Annotated in this window: 17 protein-coding genes; 6 read left to right on the plus strand and 11 right to left on the minus strand. The window is 71.2% G+C overall.

Annotated features, from left to right (window positions below):
• Positions 1-65: 65 nt before the first annotated feature.
• Positions 66-998 (plus strand): MHYT domain-containing protein, encoded by a 933-nt coding sequence (locus tag OG524_RS09140; protein ID WP_405809767.1) that lies wholly within the window; start codon positions 66-68, stop codon positions 996-998.
• Between the two features lie 34 nt (positions 999-1,032).
• On the opposite strand, the gene OG524_RS09145 is transcribed toward OG524_RS09140, so the two are convergent.
• Together OG524_RS09145 and OG524_RS09150 are read right to left on the minus strand one after the other, a co-directional pair.
• Positions 1,033-1,368, minus strand: a complete 336-nt coding sequence (locus tag OG524_RS09145) for a chorismate mutase (protein WP_405391443.1) — start codon at positions 1,366-1,368, stop codon at positions 1,033-1,035.
• A 21-nt stretch (positions 1,369-1,389) separates the two neighbouring features.
• Positions 1,390-2,268 (minus strand): helix-turn-helix domain-containing protein, encoded by an 879-nt coding sequence (locus OG524_RS09150; protein ID WP_405809769.1) that lies wholly within the window; start codon positions 2,266-2,268, stop codon positions 1,390-1,392.
• Between the two features lie 124 nt (positions 2,269-2,392).
• Between OG524_RS09150 and OG524_RS09155 the strand changes: the two genes are divergently transcribed.
• Positions 2,393-4,198: a glycoside hydrolase family 35 protein gene (locus OG524_RS09155; RefSeq protein ID WP_405391441.1), complete on the plus strand. Its 1,806-nt coding sequence runs from the start codon at positions 2,393-2,395 to the stop codon at positions 4,196-4,198.
• Between the two features lie 6 nt (positions 4,199-4,204).
• Here OG524_RS09155 and OG524_RS09160 read toward each other — a convergent pair whose 3' ends face one another.
• Positions 4,205-4,978 (minus strand): S1 family peptidase, encoded by a 774-nt coding sequence (locus tag OG524_RS09160; RefSeq protein WP_405391440.1) that lies wholly within the window; start codon positions 4,976-4,978, stop codon positions 4,205-4,207.
• A gap of 255 nt (positions 4,979-5,233) precedes the next feature.
• On the opposite strand from OG524_RS09160, the gene OG524_RS09165 reads away from it, so the two are divergent.
• Entirely contained in the window at positions 5,234-6,145 is a 912-nt protein-coding gene (locus OG524_RS09165; protein ID WP_405391439.1) for a hypothetical protein, read from the plus strand.
• Positions 6,146-6,183: 38 nt separating this feature from the next.
• Positions 6,184-7,299, plus strand: coding sequence for an ankyrin repeat domain-containing protein (locus OG524_RS09170; RefSeq protein ID WP_405809771.1), 1,116 nt, complete (start codon positions 6,184-6,186; stop codon positions 7,297-7,299).
• A gap of 135 nt (positions 7,300-7,434) precedes the next feature.
• Here OG524_RS09170 and OG524_RS09175 read toward each other — a convergent pair whose 3' ends face one another.
• The 4 genes from OG524_RS09175 to OG524_RS09190 all read right to left on the minus strand — a co-directional run bounded on the left by OG524_RS09175 (position 7,435) and on the right by OG524_RS09190 (position 11,258).
• Positions 7,435-9,129, minus strand: a complete 1,695-nt coding sequence (locus OG524_RS09175; RefSeq protein WP_405809773.1) for a DEAD/DEAH box helicase — start codon at positions 9,127-9,129, stop codon at positions 7,435-7,437.
• 197 nt (positions 9,130-9,326) lie between these two features.
• The gene (locus tag OG524_RS09180; RefSeq protein WP_015607926.1) at positions 9,327-9,530 is read right to left on the minus strand and encodes a cold-shock protein; all 204 of its coding nucleotides are present in this window, start codon (positions 9,528-9,530) and stop codon (positions 9,327-9,329) included.
• Positions 9,531-10,022: 492 nt separating this feature from the next.
• Positions 10,023-10,646, minus strand: coding sequence for a TetR/AcrR family transcriptional regulator (locus OG524_RS09185; RefSeq protein ID WP_405391435.1), 624 nt, complete (start codon positions 10,644-10,646; stop codon positions 10,023-10,025).
• 111 nt (positions 10,647-10,757) lie between these two features.
• Complete coding sequence (locus OG524_RS09190; protein ID WP_405391434.1) at positions 10,758-11,258, minus strand: pyridoxamine 5'-phosphate oxidase family protein; 501 nt, start codon at positions 11,256-11,258, stop codon at positions 10,758-10,760.
• A 163-nt stretch (positions 11,259-11,421) separates the two neighbouring features.
• Here OG524_RS09190 and OG524_RS09195 point away from each other — a divergent pair, with 163 nt between their 5' ends.
• Complete coding sequence (locus tag OG524_RS09195; protein ID WP_405809775.1) at positions 11,422-11,709, plus strand: hypothetical protein; 288 nt, start codon at positions 11,422-11,424, stop codon at positions 11,707-11,709.
• Between the two features lie 21 nt (positions 11,710-11,730).
• Here the strand turns inward: OG524_RS09195 and OG524_RS09200 are convergent, their stop codons facing one another.
• Together OG524_RS09200 and OG524_RS09205 are read right to left on the minus strand one after the other, a co-directional pair.
• On the minus strand, positions 11,731-12,297 hold the full coding sequence (locus OG524_RS09200; protein WP_405391432.1) for a HutD family protein: 567 nt from the start codon (positions 12,295-12,297) through the stop codon (positions 11,731-11,733).
• Complete coding sequence (locus tag OG524_RS09205) at positions 12,294-13,037, minus strand: VWA domain-containing protein (protein ID WP_405391431.1); 744 nt, start codon at positions 13,035-13,037, stop codon at positions 12,294-12,296. The genes OG524_RS09200 and OG524_RS09205 overlap by 4 nt, the downstream gene beginning before the upstream one ends.
• A gap of 165 nt (positions 13,038-13,202) precedes the next feature.
• Here OG524_RS09205 and OG524_RS09210 point away from each other — a divergent pair, with 165 nt between their 5' ends.
• Positions 13,203-14,117, plus strand: coding sequence for a rhomboid family intramembrane serine protease (locus OG524_RS09210; protein ID WP_405391430.1), 915 nt, complete (start codon positions 13,203-13,205; stop codon positions 14,115-14,117).
• A gap of 174 nt (positions 14,118-14,291) precedes the next feature.
• Here OG524_RS09210 and OG524_RS09215 read toward each other — a convergent pair whose 3' ends face one another.
• Together OG524_RS09215 and gltB are read right to left on the minus strand one after the other, a co-directional pair.
• The gene (locus OG524_RS09215; RefSeq protein WP_405391429.1) at positions 14,292-15,752 is read right to left on the minus strand and encodes a glutamate synthase subunit beta; all 1,461 of its coding nucleotides are present in this window, start codon (positions 15,750-15,752) and stop codon (positions 14,292-14,294) included.
• Positions 15,745-20,304 (minus strand): glutamate synthase large subunit, encoded by a 4,560-nt coding sequence (gltB, locus tag OG524_RS09220; protein WP_405809777.1) that lies wholly within the window; start codon positions 20,302-20,304, stop codon positions 15,745-15,747. The genes OG524_RS09215 and gltB overlap by 8 nt, the downstream gene beginning before the upstream one ends.
• Between the last annotated feature and the right edge of the window lie 348 nt (positions 20,305-20,652).

The raw sequence follows: 20,652 nt of genomic DNA on the forward strand, positions 1-20,652 counted from the left end.
CGACCTTAAAGTCACATCTCACACTCTTCCTTCACACCTTCCACATGTCAGGGAGCGGCCTGCTCATGCAAGGCACGATCGACGGTTTCAACTACGGCGCCGTGACCCCCGTGGTGGCGTACGTGATGGCATGCCTGGGCGGCGCGCTGGGGCTGCGCTGCACCATCCGCTCCCTGCGCAACACCAGCGCCTGGAGGCTCGGCTGGCTCGCGCTCGGCGCGGCCTCGATCGGCTCGGGCATCTGGACGATGCACTTCGTCGCCATGATGGGCTTCGACGTGGCGGAGGCCCCGGTCACCTACGACCTCCGGCAGACGATCCTGAGCCTGGTCGTCGCGGTCGTGGTGGTCGGCGTGGGTGTCTTCATCGTGGGGTACCGGGGTGCGACCCGGCCGGCGCTGATATCGGCGGGCCTGATCACCGGGCTCGGTGTCGCGGCGATGCACTACATCGGTATGGCGGGCATACGGCTCAACGGCCGGATCGAGTACGACACCGTGGCCGTCACGCTCTCCGTCCTGATCGCCGTCGCCGCTGCGACCGCCGCGCTCTGGGCCGCCGTGTCGGTCCACGGTTTCCTGGCGAGCCTCGGTGCCAGCATGGTCATGGGCGTCGCCGTCACCGGCATGCACTACATGGGCATGAGCGGCATCGCCGTGCACCTGCACAACATCGACAACTCCCAGGCGGTCATGGGTGACGCCGCGAACTCGATCATGCTGCCGCTGCTGATCGGGCCCGTGACGTTCCTGATCCTCGCCGGTGTCGTCGTGATGTTCGACCCGCTCCTCATCCTCGGTGAGGGCGAGTGGTCCGCGTCGGACACCCCGGCCGGCGGGCCCCGTTCCGCGGACCGGACCCGGGGAACCCGGCCGGCCCAGTTCCCGGGTCGGCCCGCCGAGCCCGGGTCGGCGTACCCGTCCCAGTCCGGGCCGGCGTACCCGCCGCAGTCCGGCCCTTCCCGGGACACCCCCTCCCGGGACACTCCCGCCTGGTGACGTGCCCACCCGAGGACGTGCCCCGGGTCCTGTCTCAGGCCCCGGGGGACGCGGCCTCCCCCGCCGACTCCTCCGCGATGCGCTCGTGGTGGCGGATGACCTCCGCCACGATGAAGTTCAGCAGCTTCTCGGCGAACGCGGGATCCAGCCTGGCGCTCTCCGCCAGCTGCCGCAGCCGGGCGATCTGACGGCTCTCGCGGGCCGGGTCGGCGGGCGGCAGCTGGTGCGCCGCCTTGAGGTGGCCCACCTGCTGGGTGGCCTTGAAACGCTCGGCGAGCATATGGACGACTGCGGCATCGATGTTGTCGATGCTCTCGCGCAGCCGGTTCAGTTCCGCTCGGACGGACTCGTCGATGTCGCTCGTGGTCATGGTCGACGAGCCTAGCCGCACCTACAGGGGCGGGATCATCGGCGGGTCCTCCGGGTCCGGTACGCGGTCGCTCCAGCCGCCCGGCACGCTGCGCCCCTGCTGCGCGCGGAAGCGGACCGGTGCCGTGCCGACCCGGCGGGCGAACAGCCGTGAGAAGTAGGCCGGGTCGTCGTAGCCGACACGCCGGGCGACCGCCGCGACCGGCAGGTCGGTGGCGGCGAGCAGTTCCTTGGCGCGGCCCAGCCTGATGGACAGCAGGTAGTCCTTGGGGCTGCATCCCGCTCCCCGGCGTACCGCCGTGCGCAGCTCGGCGGGTGTCATGCCATGGCGGGCCGCGTGCTCGGCGACGGAGAACGGCTGGAACGCGTCCCGTGCCAGGGCCTGCAGTACCGGGTCGCCGTCCGGTCCCACGTCGGCGCGTGCCCGGCGCAGCGAGACGAGGAGTTCGTGGACGGCGGCGCCCGCCTCCACCTCCAGCAGTGGGTTCCCGCGGCGTGCGGAGCGCACGATGCGGCCGATGGCGGCGCGCGGCGCGGAGGTGTCGGAGAGCGGGACGAGGGGGCGGTCCGGCTCGATGTAGCCCAGCTCGGTGTAGGTCGTGGTGGCGGGGCCGGTGAAGTCGACGAAGCTCTCGTCCCAGCCGGCCGGGTCGGCGCCGTAGTGGTGCGGGGTGCCGGGGGTGAGCCAGATCAGGCTGGGGCCGGTGACGGGCAGCCTGCGGCCGTCCGGTCCGCCGAACCAGCCGCTGCCCGCGTTGATGACGACGGCCACGTGATGGTCCAGGGTGCGCGGTCCGACGGCGGGCAGGGCGCCGTGCTGCAGGCCGACTCCGAGGCAGGCCAGTCCCAGGCGGTGGTGCAGCGGGCTGGGTGTGAAGAAACGCATCCAGGTGTGGTACATCGGCCCTTCACCTCCAGGTCGGGTGTTGCGTCCAAACACCGGTGATCTTTCTCCATGGACCGGCCGGGCACCGGAAGCGATGCTGATGGCCGGCGAGGATCGCACACAGGAGCGTACGAGCACGATGACTGACTTCACCGTGGGGGACGACCACTTCCGGCTGAACGGGGAGCCCGTACGGCTGCTGTCGGGGGCGCTGCACTACTTCCGGGTGCATGAGGACCAGTGGGGGCACCGGCTGTCGATGCTGCGTGCGATGGGCCTCAACTGTGTGGAGACGTACGTCCCGTGGAATCTCCACGAGCCGCGGCAGGGGCGTTTCCGGGACGTGGGGGCGCTCGGCCGGTTCCTGGACGCGGCGCACCGGGCGGGGCTGATGGCGATCGTGCGTCCCGGGCCGTACATCTGCGCCGAGTGGGAGAACGGCGGGCTGCCGTCCTGGGTGACGGGCCGTTTCGGCCGGCGGGTGCGGACCCGGGACGCGGGGTACACGGCGGCGGTGGAGCGCTGGTTCGGGGAGCTGCTGCCTCAGGTGGTGCAGCGCCAGATCAACCGGGGCGGTCCGGTGATCATGGTGCAGGTGGAGAACGAGTACGGGAGTTACGGCTCGGACCGGGTCCATCTGGAGGAACTGGCGGGGGTGTTGCGCCGGTGCGGGGTGACGGTTCCGCTGTTCACGTCCGACGGGCCCGAGGACCACATGCTGACGGGCGGTTCGATGCCCGGTCTGGCGGCGACGGCGAATTTCGGTTCGGGGGCGCGTGAGGCGTTCGGGGTGCTGCGCAGGCACCGGCCGCGGGGGCCGCTGATGTGCATGGAGTTCTGGTGCGGCTGGTTCGGGCACTGGGGTGCCGAGCCCGTCGTGCGGGATCCGGCGGAGACTGCGGCCGCGCTGCGCGAGATCCTGGAGTGCGGGGCCTCCGTCAACGTGTACATGGCGCACGGGGGGACGAATTTCGCGGGCTGGGCGGGGGCCAACCGTTCCGGTCCGCTGCAGGAGGGCGCGTTGGCGGCGACGGTGACGTCGTACGACTACGACGCGCCGGTCGACGAGTACGGGCGGCCCACGGAGAAGTTCTGGCAGCTGCGGAAGGTGCTGGCCGAGTACGCCGAGGGTCCGCTGCCGCCGCTGCCTCCGGAGCCCGTGGGGCTGGCGCGGCCCGTGCGGGTCGCGTTGACGCAGGGGGCGCCGCTGGCCGGGGTGCTGGAGGCGCTGGGCGATCCGGAGGGGCCGGAGTGCGGTGTTCCGCCGACGTTCGAGGAGCTGGGCGTCGACCGGGGCCTGGTGCGCTACCGGGTGGACGTCCCCGGGCCGCGGCAGCCGTATCCGCTGCGTGCGGCGGGGCTGCGGGACCGGGCGGTGGTGTACGTGGACGGGGTCCGGGCGGGGGTGCTCACGGAGGAGGACGACACCCTGGAGGAGCCGGTCGCGGGTCCCGCGCAGGTGGAGCTGTGGGTGGAGTCGCTGGGCCGGGTCAACTACGGGCCGCGGCTGGGTGAGCCGAAGGGCGTCACGGGCGGGGTGCTGCACGAGCGGCAGTTCCTGCACGGGGTCCGGGCGCGGGCGTTGCGGCTGGATGTCTTCGAGGAGCCCGGGGCGATGGTGCGGGTCCGCTTCGGGGGTACGGCGGAGGCGGGGCGTACGGGCCTGTTCCGGGGGTTCTTCGAGGTGAGCGGTGCGGCGGGGACCGGTCACGCGGGTCTGGAACTGCCGGGCTGGACCCGTGGGTTCGTCTGGGTGAACGGCTTCTGCCTGGGCCGCTACTGGTCGGCGGGGCCGCAGCGCACGCTGTACGTCCCGGGGCCGGTCCTCCGCGAGGGTTCCAACGAGGTGTGGGTGCTGGAGCTGGAGGAGGCCGGGGCCCCGTTGGTGGAGGTGGGCCCGGGGGCGCCCGTCAGGAAGGGCGCCCCCGGGGATGCTCGGGTGTGAGTCGGGTCAGAGGGTCGAGGCCGCTGCCGCGATGGCCGAGGCGAAGGTCGACACCTCGGTGTACACACCGGGGTAGCCTGCGCGTGCGCAGCCCTCGCCCCAGCTGACGATGCCGACCTGGATCCAGGCTCCGGCGTTGTCCTTGCGGAACATGGGGCCGCCGGAGTCACCCTGGCAGGTGTCCACGCCGCCGGTGCTCACATAGCCGGCGCAGAGTTCCTCGGCGGGGACGAGGTCGCTGCCGTAGGCCTGGCCGCAGACGGTGTCGGAGACGTAGGGCACGCTCGCCTTGAGGAGGTAGCGCTGCTGGGCGCCGCCCTCGGTGGCCGCACCCCAGCCGGCGACGGTGAAGGTGCCGGTGTTGTACGCGGTGGTGGTGGCGATCTTCAGGGTGGGCTGGTTGATGGGCTGGGCGAGCTTGATGAGCGCCCAGTCCTTGCCCTTGCCGTTGTAGCCGGGGGCCTGGAGAACCTTGGTGGACTTGACCTTGACGGCACTGGAGGACTGAAGGTCGACGACGCCACCGGTGGCGGTGATCGAGGTGTTGTTGCCGGAGCCGTTCACGCAGTGCGCGGCGGTCAGCACGATGTTCTGGGCGTAGAGCGCGCCGCCGCAGCCCATGGAGAGCCGGACCATGAAGGGGAATTCGCCCTGGGCGGCGCGGGTACCGCCGACGACGGGGGCGGGGGCCGCGGAGGCGCTGGGCTGGAGGCTGAGGCCGGCGAGGACCACCGCGGCGACGACGGAACATCTTTTGAGGGTGCGCAGAAGCTGCTTCAAGGGACTGCCTGCTTTCGGTGGGGGGTTCGGTGGGGGTGCGGGTGCAGGCGTGCGGGCGTGCAGGTCCAGGTCAGGGGCACAGCCGGCCAATTTCTCGGCATGCTCCCGACAAGACCGATCCGATTATCGGGAGACGATCACCGCTGCCACAAGACAGGGATTCCGGCCAAGATCACCAGCCGGTCAACCGGTCCGCTCCCCCACGCGTCCGCCTAGAGTGAGGTCCGTTGAGCACGATCGACGGGGAGTTGGGACGTGACCGACAGCAGGAGCGGCACCGGCGGCGGTCCGGTCGTCCACGGATTCCCGCACCTCGGCACCGTCAGGTCCGCGATCACCGCGCTCTACGGGCGGATCTCCCCCGACGGTGTGCACAGGTACGCCACCAGCCTCGCCCCGGCCGACGCGGCCTTCTCCGACGGGGACGACCTGCACCTCGGCGCCCAGCGGGTGGCGCACGCCCTGGTGCAGCACCTGCACCTGCCGGAGGCCCGGGTCATCGTCGCCTTCCGGCCGATGGAGCACGCCGCGAGTGTCGAACTCACGGCGGGCCCGGAGTACTTCATCGAGCTCAACGACCGGTTCCGCACGCACCGCAGGGACATCGGGGCGGCGCTGGCGCACGAGATCACCCATGTCCTGCTGCACCGGCTGGGGCTGGAGTTCCCCGGCACCCGTGACAACGAGATCCTCACCGACACGGTGACCGCCTATCTCGGCGCGGGCTGGCTCCTGCTGGACGCCTTCCGTGAGGACGCGACCTCCAGCCAGAAGCTCGGCTATCTCACGCCCGAGGAGTTCGGGTACGTCCTCGCCGAGCGCGCGCTCGTCTTCGACGAGGACCCGTCCGTGTGGTTCACCAGCCCGCAGGCCTACACGGCGTACACGAAGGGCCGGGACCGTGCCCGGTACGACCGTCACCGGCCGCCGCTGGCCTCGGCGGGCTGGGCGGGCCGCCGCCGCTACGCCAAGGACCGGCGCCAGGCCGGGGAACGCCAGGCGGCGGGCCAGGACCCCTCCGTGCCCTACGCCTTCGAGAACGGGTCCGCCGGACTCCGGGTCTCCTTCCCCTGTCCCACCTGTCACCAGCGCATCCGTGTCCCGGTCCGGGGCCGGGTCCGCGTCCGGTGCGGGCTGTGCCGCACGGTCCTGGAGTGCGACACCTGATTCGTGGTCACGGGCAGGGGCCGCCGTAGGGTCGGTGCATGATGAACGATCCGGCCGGTGACCCGAGCAGCCTCTTCGAGGCGTTGTACGAGGGTGACGACGTCGTCGTACGGGCGCTCCGCGCGGGTGCGTCCGCCGAGGCGACCGACGAGGACGGCACGACCGCGCTGTACCTGGCGTCGGTGCAGGACCTGCCGGGTGCGGTCCGGCTGCTGCTGGCCGTGGGCGCGGACCCGAACCGGGCGAGCGGCCCGGGGGCCGGTGACCTGCCGCTGTGCGGGGCGGCGTGCGGCGGGCACACCGAGGTCGTCGAGGCGCTGCTGGCGGCCGGGGCGTGGCCGGACCTGCGCGAGGAATTCGGCTTCACCGCACTGCGCTGGGCGGCCGGTCTGGGCCACGCGCGGGTCGCCGAGCTGCTGCTCGGCCACGGCGCGGACCCCGGCCTGCCCGGCCCGCAGGGCGAACCCCCGCTGGTCGTCTCGGCCCGGCGGGGTTCGGCGCTCACCGTACGGGCCCTGCTCCGGCACGGCGCCCCGGACCTGGCCCCGGCGCTGGAGGAGGCCCGGCGCATGCTGGCACTCGACGTGGAACAGGATCTGCGGGACGCCTTGTCCGAGCTGTACGGGGACGACGCGCGTCACGGGACCACGGTGCGCCGTACGGCCGTGGACGGCGGGGTGACCGTCACCGTCGAACTGCTGCGGGACGGCGAGCCGTTCGCGGGGCAGGACCGGCAGACGGGGCACGGCGCGGTCGCGACGATGCTGGAACACGCGCTGGGGCTGCGGGCCTCCTACGAGGAGCTGGCAGCCAGGGCACTGCGGTACGGGGACCCCGAGCTGGACAACTGGCAGGAGTCCGTCGGGGCGTTGTGGCTGCGCGGCGACGAGGAGACGTTCCAGGCGGCGGCCGCCTGGACGGCGAGCGGCGATCCGCTGCGGCAGGCGTTCGGGGCGCAGGTGCTGGCGCGGCTCGGATTCGGTTCCGGTGCGCGGCCGTTCGCGGGGCGTGCGGTGCCCCTGCTGCGGGAGCTGGCGCGCGGGGCCGTGGACGCGGTGGTCGTCGCCTCCGCGGAAGGGGCGCTCGGCCGGTACGAGGAACCGGCCGACCTGCCGGAGGAGCCGTACGGCCTGACCGGCGGCCCTGCGGGCTGAGGAGACGGACCTGGGCGGGGCACGGAGCAGCCCGGCGCCGGGGCACGGGCAGCGTCAGGGCCCGGACATGACAGCGGGTATGCAAACGGGCACGGCGACCGGCCGAAGCCGGTCCCCGTGCCCGGGAGTTCCGCGTTACGCGGCCCGGCGTCCCCGCCCGGCGCCACCGGCCCGGCCGGCTCCGGCGCCACGGGCAGAACCGCCCGCGCCACCGGCACCACCGCGTGCGCCGCCGCCCGCACCACCGCGCGCAGCACCGCCACCCGCACCACCGCGCGCCGCACCGCCACCCGCACCGCCGCCCGCACCACCGCGCGCCGCACCGCCGCCGCCCTGCGCGGCACCCGTGCCCGCGCCCGTACCGCTGCGACGGCCGCGGCCCCGGCTGCCCGAGCGGAAGGCTCCGCCCGCCGCCGAGCCCGAGCCGGTGCCGCGCGTACGCGGCTTGGGCTGCGTCGGCTGCGGAACCTCGATGACGATCGCGACACCGGACGGCTCACGGGCACCCGTGATCCGGCTGAGCTCCTCGTCGCTGGACTTGATCCGGGTGGTGTGCGGCGCGATACCCGCGTCCGACATCAGCCGGGTCATGTCCCGCTTCTCCTCGGGCAGCACCAGCGTGACGACGCTGCCGGACTCCCCGGCGCGCGCCGTGCGCCCGCCGCGGTGGAGGTAGTCCTTGTGGTCGGTGGGCGGGTCCACGTTGACGACCAGGTCCAGGTCGTCGATGTGGATGCCACGGGCCGCCACGTTCGTCGCGACGAGCGCGGTGACCTGCCCGTTCTTGAACTGGTCCAGCGTCCGGTTGCGCTGCGGCTGGGACCGGCCGCCGTGCAGGGCCGCGGCCCGTACACCGCTGGCGAGGAGCCGCTTGGCGAAGCGGTCGGCGGCACGCTTGGTGTCGACGAACATGATGACCCGGCCCTCACGGGCGGCGATCTTCGTGGCGACGGCCTTCTTGTCCGTCTCGTCCAGGACGTGGAGCACGTGGTGCTCCATCGTGGTGACCGCTCCGGCGGACGGGTCGACGGAGTGCACGACCGGGTCGGTGAGGAACATCTTGACCAGCCGGTCGATGTTCTTGTCCAGGGTCGCGGAGAACAGCATCCGCTGTCCGTCCGGCTCGACCTGCTTGAGCAGCGCGACGACCTGCGGCATGAAGCCCATGTCGGCCATCTGGTCGGCCTCGTCGAGGACGGTGATGGCGACCTCGTCGAGGCGGCAGTCGCCGCGCTCGATGAGGTCCTTGAGCCGTCCCGGCGTGGCGACGAGCACCTCGGCGCCGCGGCGCAGCGCGCCGGACTGCCGGCTGATCGACATGCCGCCGACGACCGTGGCCACGCGGAGGTTCACGGACGTCGCGTACGGGGTCAGCGCGTCGGTCACCTGCTGGGCGAGCTCACGGGTCGGGACGAGGACGAGGGCCAGCGGGGCGTGCGGCTCGGAGCGGCGTCCGGCGGTGCGCGCGAGCAGGGCCAGGCCGAAGGCCAGGGTCTTGCCGGAGCCGGTACGGCCGCGGCCGAGGATGTCCCGGCCGGCCAGCGAGTTCGGCAGGGTGGCGCCCTGGATGGGGAACGGGTCGGTCACACCCTGGGCGGTGAGGGTCTTCAGCAGCGCGGCGGGCATGTCCAGCTCGGCGAACGCCTCGACGGCGGGCAGTGCGGGGGTCATGGTCTCCGGCAGGGCGAATTCGCCGCCCTGTGCCGGTGCGGGCCTGCGACGGGCCGGCGCCTTGCCGGCGCCTCGGGTGTTCGCCTGCGGCCTGTCCGCGCCGCGCCCCTTTATCGGGCGGCTGCGGGTGGGTCGGTCCTGGCGTTCGGAGCGGGTCATACGGAATTGCCCTCCTGGGGGATTCCTGGGGTTACTGCCGACTGCTGTGGACTGCTTGATGTGCGCCCCAGGATGCAAGCACAGAGCAGGTGTCCCGGACACGGAGCGGCCCGGGGACGGTATGAGCCGGAAACAGCACAAACCGGGGCCCGCACCTTCACGGTGCGGGCCCCGGCTGCGAGGTACGCGTCCGGCAATTAGGCCGGGACGATGTTCTCCGCCTGCGGGCCCTTCTGGCCCTGCGTGACGTCGAAGGAGACCTTCTGGCCCTCCTGGAGCTCACGGAAGCCCTGGGTGGCGATGTTCGAGTAGTGGGCGAAGACGTCGGCGCCGCCGCCGTCCTGCTCGATGAAGCCGAAGCCCTTTTCCGAGTTGAACCACTTCACGGTTCCAGTAGCCATGTCATTCTCCTAAAAGAGGTGCAGTGCCGGAAATCCGCACTTTACGAATTCCAAGTCGCCGCATTGAGCCCCATCCGGAGAAAGCCGGAAAACAATAAAGCGCCTGAGGAGGGTTCCCGTCAGGCGCACATAAAGTTCATGGGTACCAAAACTGCAACTGGGCAACCGTAGCACGTTCTGTCGCCGAGCGGCAGGTCCCGCCGGCCCGCCACGCGGAAGGGTTCGCTGACCAGGGCGGTCTTCGAGGCCGTTGGCGGAGGGTTCCGGAATCGTTCCCGGATGCTTCCCGCACTGTTCTCCCAAGGGCTGTGAGCCCTCCGGCGGGGAACGGAACCTCCGGGTCCACGGGTCCGGCCGGCCGGAGGGACATTCACCCGAACGCCACGTCCACGCACTCCCGGCGGGCACGCACCGGGCGGACCGACTCACAAGGTTCCCGGTGCGCGTTGCCCCGGTCGGGTACCTTCCCACCGGCGCCTGCGGCCGGAATCATCATGTACGCGACGTAATGCCGTCCTTTATCAGGGACAGGCACCGGCGGGCCGGCTCCTCGGGGTCCTGACCGGCGCCGGGCCGGTACCAGGAGGCGGCGCCCCAGACGGCGTCCCGGAGGAGGCGGGCCGTGATGGGGACGTCCAGATCCGCGCGGAAGGAGCCGTCGGCGACGCCCCGCTCCAGCGCGCGGAGCCAGGGTTCCTCGAAGGCCGCCCGCGCGTCGGCGAGGTACTCGAAGCCGGGCCGGGCGGAGAGGTGCTCGGCCTCCTTCCGGTAGATGGCGGCGGCGGCACGGTTCCGGTCGATCTGCCGGAACGATTCGGTGACCAGCGCCTCGATCGTCTCCCCGGGGCCGGGATCCGGGCCGGTGCCGGGGCCGAGCACCCCGTCGTACGCGGCCCGGAGCCCGGCCAGGAAGGTGGAGAGGATCTCGTCGACCATCGATTCCTTCGAATCGAAGTGGTGGTAGAGGCTGCCGGCGAGCATCCCGGCCTCGTCCGCGATCCTGCGGACGGTGGTGGCGTCGTATCCGTGTGCGGCGAAGACCTCTGCGGCGATGGAGAGCAGTTCGCCGCGGCGCTCCGGTGAGGAGGTCGCCGGGGACTTCTTCTTGTTGGGCACCCGCCCATTGTCCGACCGGCCCGGAGCCGGTCGGACGGAGGCCCCGCACCGGTCAGGTCACGCCGGGGCGGTGGTTCAGGTCATGCCCGGGACGAGAGCCGGCGAATCGGCTCACGTCTCGTGGGGCGGGCTGTCGTCGTTGCCCCTGCGCAGGGTGCGCAGCGGGGCGCCGGCCCGCCAGACCTGGACGACGAGGTCGTCCCCGTCGATCCCGGTGCGGACCACCTCGTGCGGTTCGGCGCGGAAGAGGAGGAAGGGTTCCGGCGGCGTCACCGCCTCGACGAAGCCGGCGAGCACGGCCGGGTCGGTGATCTCCACCGCCCGGCCGGAGATCCGGACGTCGCCGTCGGCCATCTCCGCGTCGGGTCCCGGGTTGGCCTGGACGGCGAAGCGGGGGTCTCGCCGCAGGTCCAGTGCTTTGCGGGAGTTCGGCATCATGCCGAGCCACATCTCGTCCAGCCGGAACTCCACCTCCAGCCCGGTCACCCGGGGCGACCCGTCCTTGCGGAGGGTGGCCAGGACATGGTGCTTGTACTGCTGGAACCGCTTCCGGACGGTGTCGGCGAAGGCCGGCTCGGCCGTCCGGAAGTCCTGCCACGAACTCGATGTCATGGGTCCATCGAATCCTGTGATCCCGACATCCCCTGTCGGGATTCCCGGGACTCTCCGGACGTCACCGGAACGGATGCCGCCCCGGTGCGGTCGTGGTGTGCTGGAAGGGGTGCGTCGTCGCCCGGCGGCGGGGAGGGCCCCCGGTCCACCCGAGGTGAGTGAGATGGCGGTCTTCATGAAGGCCGTACTGCCCGGCACCACGCCCGAGCAGTACGACGCGCTCAACGCGGAACTGCAGGCGCTCCCCGGTGACACGTTCGCCGGATGCCTCTCGCACGTGTGTGTGCCGACCGATGCGGGCCTGGAGATCTACGACCTCTGGGAGTCCGAGGAGGCCATGGAGAAGTTCGGCACGCTGATCATGCCGATCGCCGAGAAGCAGGGTCTGCCCCCGGCCTCCGGGCCTCCGGCCGTCTCCCCCGTGCACCGCTACTGGGTGCCCGGTGCGTGACGGCCCTCCCGTGCGGCCGCCTCACACCCCCGGCAGGGTGACGACCACCGCGTAACCGCACGTCCGCAGCACGCCCGGTGACTCGCCGACGGCCAGCACCGCGTCGTAGCGGGCCAGTTCGACGTCCGTGGCGCCCTCCAGCACCGCACCGTCCTCCAGCGCCACGGCCACGACCGCGCCGCCGTCGGGCGGGATCAGCCGGACGGTGCCGCGTACGACGGCGGTCGACGCCGCTGGACGGTCCCTGCGGTACATCACGTTGAGGTTGACGACCGGGCCGGCGAGGAGCCGGCCGTCGGTCGGCAGGTCGCCGGGGAAGTCGTGCGGCCACAACGGCTCGTCGACGATGTGGTGCTCGCCGCCGACCACGAGGTCCATGCCCTCGCCCTCGACGACGGTCAGGGTGCGGTCCAGGCCGGGGAAGAGCGAGAAGGGGCCGTCGCAGGACACCTCCGCCAGGCTGATCCGCCAGGTGGCGGTGTCGGCAGCCGCGTCCTCGGGGGCAGCCGCGACCTGCCGGGTCACTCCCCCGCCGTTGTGCCAGGGCACGGGCGTGCGATCGGCCGCCCGCAGTACGCGCAGGGTCATCGGACGACCCCCTGGGCACGCGCCTCGGCGAGCCAGTGCGGGAGTTCGGCGACCAGCCGGTCGTACAGCTCGGAGTCCGGGACGGCCCTGGGGTCGGCTCCGGCGTGGAAGAAGCCCGCGTTGTCGAGGGGACGCCGTTCGGGTACGGCCAGTTCGTCGAGCTTGCGCAGGAAGTCGAACTGCGAGCTCCGCTTGTCGCCGAAGCCGACGAACTGCCAGAACAGCGGCAGTTTCGCCGCCTTGCAGAGGTAGCGTTCCGCCGCGTGCCTGCTGATCGGTCCGCCGTCCGTCTGGAAGACGACGAGGGCGGGCGCGGTGGAGCCGCTGTCGAGGTAGTGGTCGATGACGGCGTCCATGGCCAGGTGGTAGCTGGTCTTCCCCATGTGTCCGAGATCCGCCACGATCGCGTCGATCCGGCCGTGGTGGTTGTCCAGCGCTATGTCGGTGACCGCGTCGACGTCCGTGGAGAAGAGCACGACGGGCACCCGGCCGTCGTCGTCGAGGTGGGCGGACAGGCCGAGCACCCGGTCGGCCAGCGCCTGGACGCTGCCGTCCCGGTAGTACTCCCTCATCGAGCCGGAGTAGTCGAGAACAAGGTAGACGGCGGCGCGCAGGCCGCTCGCTCCGTGCTTGTCCAGTGACACCCGTGCGCTCTCGTACGGGCCGGCCAGTGCCGGTGCCCGCTCGCGCACCTTGCTCAGGCTGATGGCCGGCCCCGGGACGATGGACGAGTCGGCCATGTCGGCCTCCGATCAGGGGGTTTCGGCTGCCGCGGCTCCGGCGGCGGGACCTTCGAGACTACGGGCCCGCCGACCCAGGTGTGCCCGTCACCCCCGGCGTTCGCTATCTTGAGCGCCGCCGCCCCAGCGGCCCCTCCGCTCCGCAAACGAATGAAGGAGTCGGCCATGGAGGCCGCCGCCACCACGTGTTACCGCCACCCGTCCTACGAGACGTATGTGCGCTGCACGCGCTGCGACCGGTACATCTGCCCCGACTGCATGCGTGAGGCCGCGGTCGGTCATCACTGCGTGGAGTGCGTGAAGGAGGGGCAGCGTTCGGTCCGCCGGGCCCGCTCGCTGTTCGGCGGTGCGGTGCCGACGGCCGCGACGCCGGTGGTGACGTACACGCTGATGGTGCTGAACATCCTCGCGTACGTCGTCGAGGTGGTCCGCTCCGAGACCGTGGAACGGTTCGGGATGCTCGGCGCGGTGCTGGTCGATCCGGAGGGCGGGCAGTACTACTACGAGGGCGGGTCCGTTCCCGGCTTCGACCTGATCGGGGTGGCCGACGGCGAGTGGTACCGGCTGCTGACGGGGGCCTTCCTGCATCTGCCCCCGGACGCCTCGTTCGGCGTGATGCACCTGGTGTTCAACATGTTCGCGCTCTGGAATCTGGGCCGGGTCGTCGAGGGACAGCTCGGCCGGGCACGGTATCTGGCGCTGTACCTGCTGTCGGCGGTGGGCGGTTCGGTGCTCGTGTACCTGGTCTCGCCGGAGACGACGGCGGTGGGTGCCTCGGGCGCGATCTTCGGTCTGGCGGCTTCGTTCTACGTCATCAACCGCCGCCTGGGCCGGGACATGCGGCCGGTCAACCGCTTCATGGCCGGGTTCCTGCTGTGGATGGTCATCTCCGCCGCGTTCACCTCGTGGGAGGGCCACCTCGGCGGTCTCCTGACCGGTGGCCTGGTGACCTACGGGCTCGCCTACGCCCCGGCGAAGCTACGGACCTCCGGGGCCCAGTTGGCCGGCGGAGTGGTCCTGGTCGCCCTGCTGGCGCTGGTGGTGGCCCTGCGGACGGCTTCGCTGACCGGCGTCGCCTGACGGCCCGTCGCGGTACGGCTCCGCCCCGTCCGGTGGCGGGGCGGTCCGGCGTACGCCGGCGGGAGGAACCGGCCCCGGACGCGCCACAGCGCCCGCCATGGTCCGGTCGGGGACGAGGCGGGCGCCGTGTTCAGTTCCGTACGCCGTTGTACGGGACGTCTGTGTGTGCCGTGATCAGACCGTCAGTGAGCGGTCCGTCGGGCGGATCGGGGCCGGCAGTGCGCTGGTCCCGGTGAGGAAGCGGTCCACGCCTCGTGCCGCGGAGCGGCCCTCGGCGATGGCCCACACGATCAGGGACTGGCCGCGGCCGGCGTCACCGGCGACGTACACGCCGTCGACGTTGGTCGCGTAGTCCTCGTCGCGCGCGATGTTGCCGCGCTCGTCGAGGCCGAGGCCGAACTGCTGGACGAGGCCGTTGGCCTGGTCGGTGCCGGTGAAGCCCATGGCCAGGGTGACGAGCTGGGCGGGGATGACCCGCTCGGTGCCGGCCTTCTGCTCCAGCCTGCCGTCCTTGAACTCCACCTCGATGAGGTGCAGGGACTGGACGTTGCCGTCCTCGTCGCCCTCGAAGTGGGTGGTGGAGACGGAGTAGACCCGCTCGCCGCCCTCCTCGTGCGCGGAGGTGACCTTGTAGAGCATGGGGAAGGTCGGCCAGGGCTGGTTGGCGTTACGGTCCTCGCCCGGCTTAGGCATGATCTCCAGCTGGGTGACGGAGGCCGCGCCCTGCCGGTGGGCGGTGCCGACGCAGTCGGCACCGGTGTCGCCGCCGCCGATGACGACGACGTGCTTGCCCTCGGCGGTGATCGGGGTGACCGTCAGGTCGCCCTCCTGCACCTTGTTGGCGAGCGGGAGGTACTCCATCGCGAAGTGCACGCCGTTCAGCTCACGGCCCGGGACGGGCAGATCGCGGGAGACGGTGGCACCGGCGGCGATGACGATCGAGTCGTAGCGGCGGCGCAGCTTCGCCGCGTCGATGTCCCGGCCGATCTCGATCTCCGTGCGGAACTTGGTTCCCTCCGCGCGCATCTGCTCGATGCGGCGGTTGATGTGCGACTTCTCCATCTTGAACTCGGGGATGCCGTAGCGCAGCAGGCCACCGATGCGGTCGGCGCGCTCGTAGACGACGACCGTGTGGCCGGCCCGGGTGAGCTGCTGGGCGGCGGCCAGACCGGCCGGGCCGGAGCCGATGACGGCGACGGTCTTGCCGGAGAGGCGCTCGGGCGGCTGAGGGGTGACGTCGCCGCTGTCCCAGGCCTTGTCGATGATGGAGACTTCGACGTTCTTGATGGTGACGGCCGGCTGGTTGATGCCGAGCACGCACGCCGACTCGCAGGGAGCGGGGCACAGCCGCCCGGTGAACTCCGGGAAGTTGTTCGTGGCGTGCAGGCGCTCGGACGCCGCCGACCAGTCCTCGCGGTAGGCGAAGTCGTTCCACTCGGGGATGAGGTTTCCGAGGGGACAGCCGTTGTGGCAGAACGGGATGCCGCAGTCCATGCAGCGGCCGGCCTGCTTGCTGATGATCGGGAGCAGCGAGCCCGGAACGTAGACCTCGTTCCAGTCCTTGACGCGCTCGCCGACGGGGCGGGTCTCGGCGACCTCGCGGCCGGTGGTCAGGAAGCCCTTGGGGTCAGCCATTGGTCGCCGCCTCCATCATCTTCTCGGTGGTCTCCTGCTCGGAGAGACCGGCGAGCTCAGCGGCGTCCTTGGCGGCGAGCACTGCCTTGTAGGTGGACGGGATGATCTTGCTGAACCGGGCCACCGCGGTGTCCCAGTCGGCAAGCAGCTTCTCGGCGACCGTGGAACCGGTCTCCTCCTGGTGGCGGCGCACCACGGCGTGCAGCCACTGCTTGTCGGTGTCGTCGAGCGTGCAGACGGCGCCGAGGTTGCCGGTGTTGACGTTGTCGGGGTCCAGGTCGATGACGTACGCGACACCGCCCGACATGCCTGCCGCGAAGTTGCGGCCGGTCTCGCCGAGTACGACGGCGTGGCCGCCGGTCATGTACTCGCAGCCGTGGTCGCCCACGCCTTCGGAGACGACGGTCGCACCGGAGTTGCGGACGCAGAAGCGTTCGCCGGTCCGGCCGCGCAGGAACAGTTCGCCGCCGGTCGCACCGTAGGCGATGGTGTTGCCCGCGATGGTGGAGTACTCGGCGAGGTGGTCGGCGCCGCGGTCCGGGCGGACGACGACGCGGCCGCCGGAGAGGCCCTTGCCGACGTAGTCGTTGGCGTCGCCCTCCAGGCGCAGCGTCACACCGCGCGGGACGAACGCTCCGAAGGACTGGCCTGCGGAGCCCGTGAAGGTGATGTCGATGGTGTCGTCGGGCAGGCCCGCACCGCCGAACTTCTTGGTCACCTCGTGGCCGAGCATGGTGCCGACGGTGCGGTTGATGTTGCGGATCGCGATCTGGGCGCGGACCGGCTGGGCGGCCTCGGCGCTGTCGGCGCCCAGGGCGTCGGCGGCGAGCTTGATCAGCTGGTTGTCGAGTGCCTTGGCCAGGCCGTGGTCCTGCTCGGCGATCTGGTGGCGCACCGCGCCCTCGGGCAGCTCGGGCACGTAGAAGAGGGGCGCCAGGTCGAGGCCCTGTGCCTTCCAGTGCGTGACGGCCCGGTCGGTGTCGAGGAGTTCGGCGTGGCCGACGGCCTCCTCGATCGTGCGGAAGCCCAGCTCGGCGAGGATCTCGCGGACCTCTTCGGCGATGAACTCGAAGAAGTTGACGATGTATTCGGCCTTGCCGGAGAACCGGTCGCGCAGGACCGGGTTCTGGGTGGCGATGCCGACGGGGCAGGTGTCGAGGTGGCAGACGCGCATCATGACGCAGCCGGAGACGACGAGGGGCGCGGTCGCGAAACCGAACTCCTCGGCGCCGAGCAGTGCGGCGATGACGACGTCGCGGCCGGTCTTGAGCTGGCCGTCGGTCTGGACGACGATGCGGTCGCGCAGGCCGTTGAGCAGCAGGGTCTGCTGGGTCTCGGCGAGGCCGAGCTCCCAGGGGCCGCCCGCGTGCTTGAGGGAGGTGAGCGGGGAGGCGCCCGTGCCGCCGTCGTGGCCGGAGATGAGGACGACGTCCGCGTGGGCCTTGGACACACCGGCCGCGACCGTGCCGACGCCGACCTCGGAGACCAGCTTCACGTGGATGCGGGCCGCCGGGTTGGCGTTCTTGAGGTCGTGGATCAGCTGAGCCAGGTCCTCGATGGAGTAGATGTCGTGGTGCGGCGGGGGCGAGATCAGGCCGACACCCGGGGTGGAGTGCCGGGTCTTGGCGACCCACGGGTAGACCTTGTGGCCGGGCAGCTGGCCGCCCTCGCCGGGCTTGGCGCCCTGCGCCATCTTGATCTGGATGTCGTCCGCGTTGACCAGGTATTCGCTGGTCACGCCGAAGCGGCCGGAGGCGACCTGCTTGATGGACGAGCGGCGTGCCGGGTCGTACAGCCGGTCCGCGTCCTCGCCGCCCTCACCGGTGTTGGACTTGCCGCCCAGCTGGTTCATGGCGATGGCGAGGGTCTCGTGCGCCTCCTGCGAGATGGAGCCGTACGACATGGCGCCGGTGGAGAAGCGCTTGACGATGTCGGAGACGGACTCGACCTCGTCGATGGAGACCGGCTCGCGGCCCGACTGGAAGCCGAAGAGGCCGCGGAGCGTCATGAGGCGCTCGGACTGCTCGTTGACCCGGCCGGTGTACTTCTTGAAGATGTCGTACCGGCGGTTGCGGGTGGCGTGCTGGAGGCGGAAGACCGTCTCCGGGTCGAACAGGTGCGGCTCGCCCTCGCGGCGCCACTGGTACTCGCCGCCGATCTCCAGGGCGCGGTGCGACGCGGAGATGCCGGAGGCGGGGTACGCCTTGGCGTGCCGGGCGGCGACCTCCTTGGCGACGATGCCGAGTCCGGCGCCGCCGATCTTGGTGGCGGTGCCGTTGAAGTACTGCGCGACGAAGGCCTCGTCCAGGCCGACGGCCTCGAAGACCTGGGCGCCCCGGTAGGAGGCGACGGTCGAGATGCCCATCTTGGACATGACCTTCAGGACGCCCTTGCCGAGGGCGTAGATCAGGTTGCGGATGGCCTGCTCGGCCTCGATGCCCTCGATGAACGTACCGGCGCGGACGAGGTCCTCGACGGACTCCATCGCGAGGTACGGGTTGACCGCAGCGGCGCCGTAGCCGATCAGCAGGGCGACGTGGTGGACCTCGCGTACGTCACCGGCCTCGACCAGCAGGCCCACCTGGGTGCGCTGCTTGGTACGGATGAGGTGGTGGTGGACGGCCGAGGTGAGCAGCAGCGAGGGGATCGGTGCGTGCTCGGCGTCGGAGTGCCGGTCGGACAGGACGATCAGGCGGGCGCCGTCCTCTATGGCGGCGTCGACCTCGGTGCAGATCTCCTCGATCCGGGCGGCGAGGGCGTCGCCGCCGCCGCTGACCCGGTAGAGACCGGCCAGGGTGGCGGCCTTCATGCCCGGCATGTCGCCGTCGGCGTTGATGTGTATGAGCTTGGCCAGCTCGTCGTTGTCGATCACCGGGAAGGGCAGCGTGACGGCGCGACACGCGGCCGGGCTCGGCTCCAGGATGTTCCCCTGGGGGCCCAGCGTGGAGCGCAGCGAGGTGACGAGCTCCTCGCGGATGGCGTCCAGCGGCGGGTTGGTGACCTGGGCGAACAGCTGGGTGAAGTAGTCGAAGAGCAGCCGGGGGCGCTCGGAGAGCGCGGCGATCGGCGAGTCCGTGCCCATGGAGCCCAGCGGTTCGCCGGCGGTGCGGGCCATCGGGGCGAGGAGGATACGGAGCTCTTCCTCGGTGTAGCCGAAGGTCTGCTGGCGGCGGGTGACCGAGGCGTGGGTGTGGACGACGTGCTCGCGCTCGGGGAGGTCCTCGAGCTCGATCTCGCCGGTTTCCAGCCACTCGGCGTAGGGCTGCTCGGCGGCGAGGGACGCCTTGATCTCGTCGTCCTCGACGATGCGGCGCTCGGCGGTGTCGACGAGGAACATCTTGCCGGGCTGGAGGCGGCCCTTGCGGACGACCTTGGCGGGGTCGATGTCCAGGACACCGACCTCGGAGGAGAGGACGACAAGGCCGTCGTCGGTGACCCAGTAGCGGCCGGGGCGCAGGCCGTTGCGGTCGAGGACCGCGCCGACCTGGGTGCCGTCGGTGAAGGTGACGCAGGCCGGGCCGTCCCAGGGCTCCATCAGCGTGGAGTGGTACTGGTAGAACGCGCGCCGTGCGGGCTCCATGGAGGCGTGGTTCTCCCACGCCTCGGGGACCATCATCAGCACCGAGTGCGGCAGCGAGCGTCCGCCGAGGTGGAGCAGCTCCAGGACCTCGTCGAAGGAGGCCGAGTCGGAGGCGTCCGGGGTGCAGACGGGGAAGATCCGGTCGAGCTGCGCGGCACCGAAGAGGCTGGAGGCGAGCTGTGACTCGCGGGCCTTCATCCAGTTGCGGTTGCCCTTGACCGTGTTGATCTCGCCGTTGTGCGCGACGAAGCGGTACGGGTGGGCGAGCGGCCAGCTCGGGAAGGTGTTGGTGGAGAAGCGCGAGTGGACCAGGGCGACCGTGGTGGCGAAACGGCGGTCGGAGAGGTCCGGGAAGAACGGCTCCAGCTGCCCGGTGGTGAGCATGCCCTTGTAGACGATCGTGCGGGCGGAGAGCGAGGGGAAGTACACCCCGGCCTCACGCTCGGCGCGCTTGCGCAGCACGAAGGCCTTGCGGTCGAGGACGACACCGGTGCTGGTGCCGTCGGCGACGATCAGCTGGCGGAACTCGGGCATCGTGGCGCGGGCGCCGTTGCCGAGGAGGTCCGGGGTGACCGGGACCTCGCGCCAGCCGAGGACGTCGAGGCCCTCTTCGACGGCGATCTTCTCGATCTGCTGGACGGACTCGGCGGAGTCCTCCGCGGGCAGGAACGCGATTCCCACGGCGTAGGAGCCCGCCTCGGGGAGGTCGAAGGTGACCTCTTCACGGAGGAAGGCATCCGGGACCTGAAGCAGGATGCCGGCGCCGTCGCCCGAGTCGGGCTCGGATCCTGTGGCGCCGCGGTGTTCGAGGTTGCGCAGTACGGTCAGCGCCTGCTCGACCAGCTCATGGCTGGCCACACCGGTCAGAGTGGCCACGAACCCGACGCCACAGGCGTCGTGCTCGTTACGGGGGTCGTACATCCCCTGCTGGGCGGGGCGACCGTCCATGGGCGACCAGGCGTCGGAACGCATCGGCTCTCCCGTCGTCGTCGTGGCATGTGCTGTGCCGAGGGACGACGTTGGCCCTCTGCGAAATTTCGTGCAGGTTACATGATGGAACGCTTCTCAAAAAGCGAATAGTCCGTTCCAGCATGCGGACACCACGGAGTCGTGGTGGAGGTGGGTCACGATCGGACGGTTCCTTGTGGAGCACCGCCCGCGGGGACCGGAGAGCACAGGCGTCGTTGCCCGCGGTGTCTACGGCTCTTGCCCTGCGGTCATGGAATCGAAACCGCTGGGTAACGGCTACTTATGTGTAGCGCCGCATAGGATCTCATTTTAGGGCCGCACTGCCCCATCCGCCCAGTGACGTGCGTCAAG

Origin of the sequence: Streptomyces sp. NBC_01520, from assembly GCF_045040375.1 — a bacterium.
Taxonomy (GTDB): domain Bacteria; phylum Actinomycetota; class Actinomycetes; order Streptomycetales; family Streptomycetaceae; genus Streptomyces.